The sequence below is a fragment of the Paraburkholderia sp. XV genome (assembly GCF_020177535.1).
Classification (GTDB): Bacteria; Pseudomonadota; Gammaproteobacteria; order Burkholderiales; family Burkholderiaceae; genus Paraburkholderia; species Paraburkholderia caribensis.
The window spans coordinates 1-3624 of the sequence record NZ_JAGUUD010000238.1 but is presented as its reverse complement, the minus strand read 5'-3'; the positions used below and the strand labels follow the sequence as shown (position 1 = coordinate 3624).

General features: G+C 62.2%; 2 protein-coding genes. One reads left to right on the top strand and one right to left on the bottom strand.

Going from position 1 to position 3624, the window contains the following annotated elements; genetic code table 11:
• Positions 1–70 precede the first annotated feature (70 nt).
• On the bottom strand, positions 71–1321 hold the full coding sequence (locus KFO72_RS41525; protein ID WP_054934269.1) for an MFS transporter: 1251 nt from the start codon (positions 1319–1321) through the stop codon (positions 71–73).
• A gap of 459 nt (positions 1322–1780) precedes the next feature.
• Here KFO72_RS41525 and KFO72_RS41520 point away from each other — a divergent pair, with 459 nt between their 5' ends.
• Positions 1781–3448 (top strand): methyl-accepting chemotaxis protein, encoded by a 1668-nt coding sequence (locus KFO72_RS41520; protein ID WP_054934270.1) that lies wholly within the window; start codon positions 1781–1783, stop codon positions 3446–3448.
• The last annotated feature ends 176 nt before the right edge of the window (positions 3449–3624 follow it).

Sequence of the window (3624 nt, the reverse complement as noted above, 5' to 3'; positions counted from 1 at the left end):
ACCCAAACCCAAACCCAAACCCAAACCCAAACCCAAACCCAAACCCAAACCCAAACCCCGGACCAGCAATTCAGCCCTTAACCATCTTCCCCTCAACATCCGGCAAAAACACAGTCAATATCCCGAGCAACGGCAAGAACGAGCACACCTTATACACATAGGCGATGCTCGTCGCGTCAGCCAATTGCCCAAGCACGGCGGCGCCGATCCCGCCAAGCCCGAAGGCAAACCCAAAGAACAACCCCGCAACCATCCCGACCTTACCCGGAATGAGCTCCTGGGCATAAACGAGAATCGCCGAAAACGCCGACGCCAGCACGATGCCGATAATGACGGTCAACACCCCCGTCCAGAACAGATTCGCATACGGCAGCAGAAGAGTGAACGGCGCAACCCCAAGAATCGACACCCAGATCACATATTTACGGCCAATCCGGTCGCCAACCGGCCCACCGATCACAGTCCCCGCCGCGACAGCCGCAAGGAACACGAACAGATGCACCTGCGCGGCCTGCACAGGCAGATGGAACTTGTCGATCAGATAGAACGTGAAATAGCTATTGATGCTGGTCAGATAGAAGTACTTCGAGAACACCAGCAGCACGAGAATGCTCATCGCGAACGCCACCTTGCCACGTGGCAGCGCCGCATGCACAACCTGCCCGGCGCGCGCCTTCTTCGTCGCTGGATGATGCTTGTACCAGCGGCTGATATGCGTGAGCACGAGAATCCCCACCAGCGCCGCCACCGAAAACCACGCAATGCTGCGCTGGCCGTGCGGAATCACGATCAGCGCCGCGAGCAGCGGCCCGAGCGACGAGCCGGCATTGCCGCCCACCTGAAACAGTGACTGCGCAAGACCATGCTTGCCGCCCGACGCCATGCGCGCCACACGCGACGACTCCGGGTGAAATACCGACGACCCGCAGCCAACCAGCGCCGCCGCGATCAGCAGCACGCCGAAGCTCGGCGCCACCGACATCAACAGCAGACCCGACAGCGTAAAGCCCATGCCGACGGGCAGCGAGTAGGGCTTCGGATGCTTGTCCGTGTAGACGCCGACCAGCGGCTGCAGCAGCGAAGCCGTGATCTGATACGTCAGCGTAATCAGGCCGATCTGCCCGAATGACAGCGCGAAGTTCGCCTTCAGCATCGGATAGATCGCAAGGATCAACGACTGAATCATGTCGTTCATCAGATGCGAAAAGCTGATTGCGCCAAGGATCGAGTAGACGGTCTTCGCTTGCGGCCGGGGGGCGGCAGGAGCAGAAGCTGAAGCAGCGGCGCCAGCCAGGGCGCCTTTGTCGAGGCTGGTTTCCATGAGGTCGGTCAGGAGAGGGTGGCTCGGAAGCAGACGCCGGCAGTTGCGGCAAGACCGTCGGCGACAGCAGATGTTTTTAGCGTTTGATGAAGTGTAGTGTGTCTCCCATCAAATGTCCGGCCAACTTTTGTCGCGATTCGGACATCTGCCGTCCCGTCAAATGGGCCGTCGTGCCTGTTTTTTGTGCGGCGGATACATCGTAGGCACCGGGATGGCGCGCCGTCGGGCCAAATTAGAGTGAAACGCACAGCGCAAAACGTGGGAAAACGCGCCAAATGAATTTTGGCCAATGTATAAATCCGACGCGGCGCGCTGCCCACGAGGCGGCGCGCGCAGGACCGGGAAAATTGCCGGACGGTCGGCCTCAAGAACGCCGCCGGCGATGCCGTCAACCCGGAGAGAAAAGCAGCAATGCCGGAACAGACCTTTCCGGCAGTACGACAAGCGGGGACGAGAAATATGAAAGCAGTTTCGCTGGGTGGCCGGACGGGCGCGGGTTTCGTGCCGGATGGGGAAGCGGCCGGAGGGCAAGCGCGCGCGGGCAAACGGGCGGCAGGCGGCAGGATGCGCGGCTGGTCGGTGAAGACGACCTTGCGGTTTGCGTTCGCGGTGCTGCTGGCGGGGACGTTGGCGATCGGCGTGTTTTCGCTCGCGCAGATGAGCCGCCTGAACGGCCAGATGCGCTCGATCTACGAGCAAGGCCATATCGCGAGCCGCGCTGCCGAGGAGGCGCGCGGCTACCTGCTGCGCTCGAGCCGCGCTCAGAAGATGCTGCTGACGGCGACGACCGCAAAGGAACGCGACGAACTCGGCGCCGATATCGACAAGGGGCTGACGGGTCTGTCGGCCGAACTCAATACGCTCCAGCAATACGCCGATTCGGCCGCCGCCACCGCGCAGCAGAAGAAGTTCGCTGCCGCGATCGGCGTGTGGAGCGGGCATATGCGCGATTTCGTCACGCTCGTGAAGGCGCAGCCGCTCGATCTGTCGCAGATGAACTGGCAGGTCGGCACGTCGGATGTGTCGCTGCTCGTCGAAACGGGCAAGCTCGAGAAGCTCGTCGATGAGCTGGTCGCGCAGCGCGGCACGGCCGCGAAGGCGACGATCGACGCGTCGTCGTTTATCTATCAATCGTCGTTCGTGATGATGGCCGTGATGACGATCGCGCTGATAGTGCTCGCGTTCGTGATCAGCGAGTGGGTGGTGAGGCGTCTCGCGCGGCAACTGGGCGGCGAGCCGGTGTACGCGAAGGAGATCGCGAGCCGTATTGCAGCGGGCGATCTGTCGAACGACATCGTGCTCGGCAAGCGCGACAACGGCAGCATGCTGTCCGCGCTGCGCGACATGCAGAACGGCCTGTCGTCGACGGTTTCGCATATCGCGGCGAGTGCCGAGGCGATTGCGGCCGCGTCGGGGCAGATTTCGATGGGCAATCTCGACCTGTCGCAGCGCACCGAACAGCAGGCGATGGCGCTCGAGCGGACGGCGAGCAGCATGGAGGAGTTGACGTCGACGGTGCGCCAGAACGCGGACAACGCGAAGCAGGCGCGCACGCTCGCCGACAATGCGTCGTCGATAGCGGAGAAGGGCGGCGACGTGGTTGGCCGCGTGGTCGCGACGATGGGCCAGATCAACGACAGCGCGAAGAGCATTGGCGACATCATTGGCGTGATCGAGGGGATCGCTTTCCAGACCAATATCCTTGCTTTGAACGCCGCCGTCGAGGCGGCGCGTGCGGGCGAGGAGGGGCGTGGGTTCTCGGTGGTGGCGGGTGAGGTGCGCAATCTCGCGCAACGTAGCGCGGCGGCTGCCAAGGAGATCAAGACGCTGATCAGCGCGTCGGTCGAGCGGGCGAGCAACGGCTCGCAACTTGCGCAGGACGCGGGGCAGACGATGGACGAAGTCGTCAAGGCCGTGAAGCGCGTGACGGATATTATGGGTGAGATTTCGGCGGCTTCCGCCGAGCAGAGTTCGGGGATCGAGGAGATTAATCTCGCGGTGTCGCAGATGGATGCGGGGACGCAGCAGAATGCTGCACTCGTTGAGCAGGCTACTGCCGCTGCGCGGGCGTTGGATGATCAGGCGCAGGCGCTTAAGGTGGCGGTGGCGAAGTTTTCTTTACGGTGAAGGGTTTTTTTTGTCTGCGACGCTTTGGGGGTTTTGACTTTGCGCTGGCGTCCGCGATGCGTTTGCGTGCTTCACGCGTTGTGGTTTGGTGTTTTAGCCTTTGCGCTGGCATCCGCGATTTGTTAGCGCGCTTCACGCGTTGCCCCTGTGCGGGGCGGCACCTACTTTTCTTTGCC

Excerpts from the sequence above, each read along its gene's own strand:
- KFO72_RS41525 (WP_054934269.1), bottom strand. The coding sequence starts at position 1,321 with ATGGAAACCAGCCTCGACAAAGGCGCCCTGGCTGGCGCCGCTGCTTCA.
- KFO72_RS41520 (WP_054934270.1), top strand. The coding sequence starts at position 1,781 with ATGAAAGCAGTTTCGCTGGGTGGCCGGACGGGCGCGGGTTTCGTGCCG.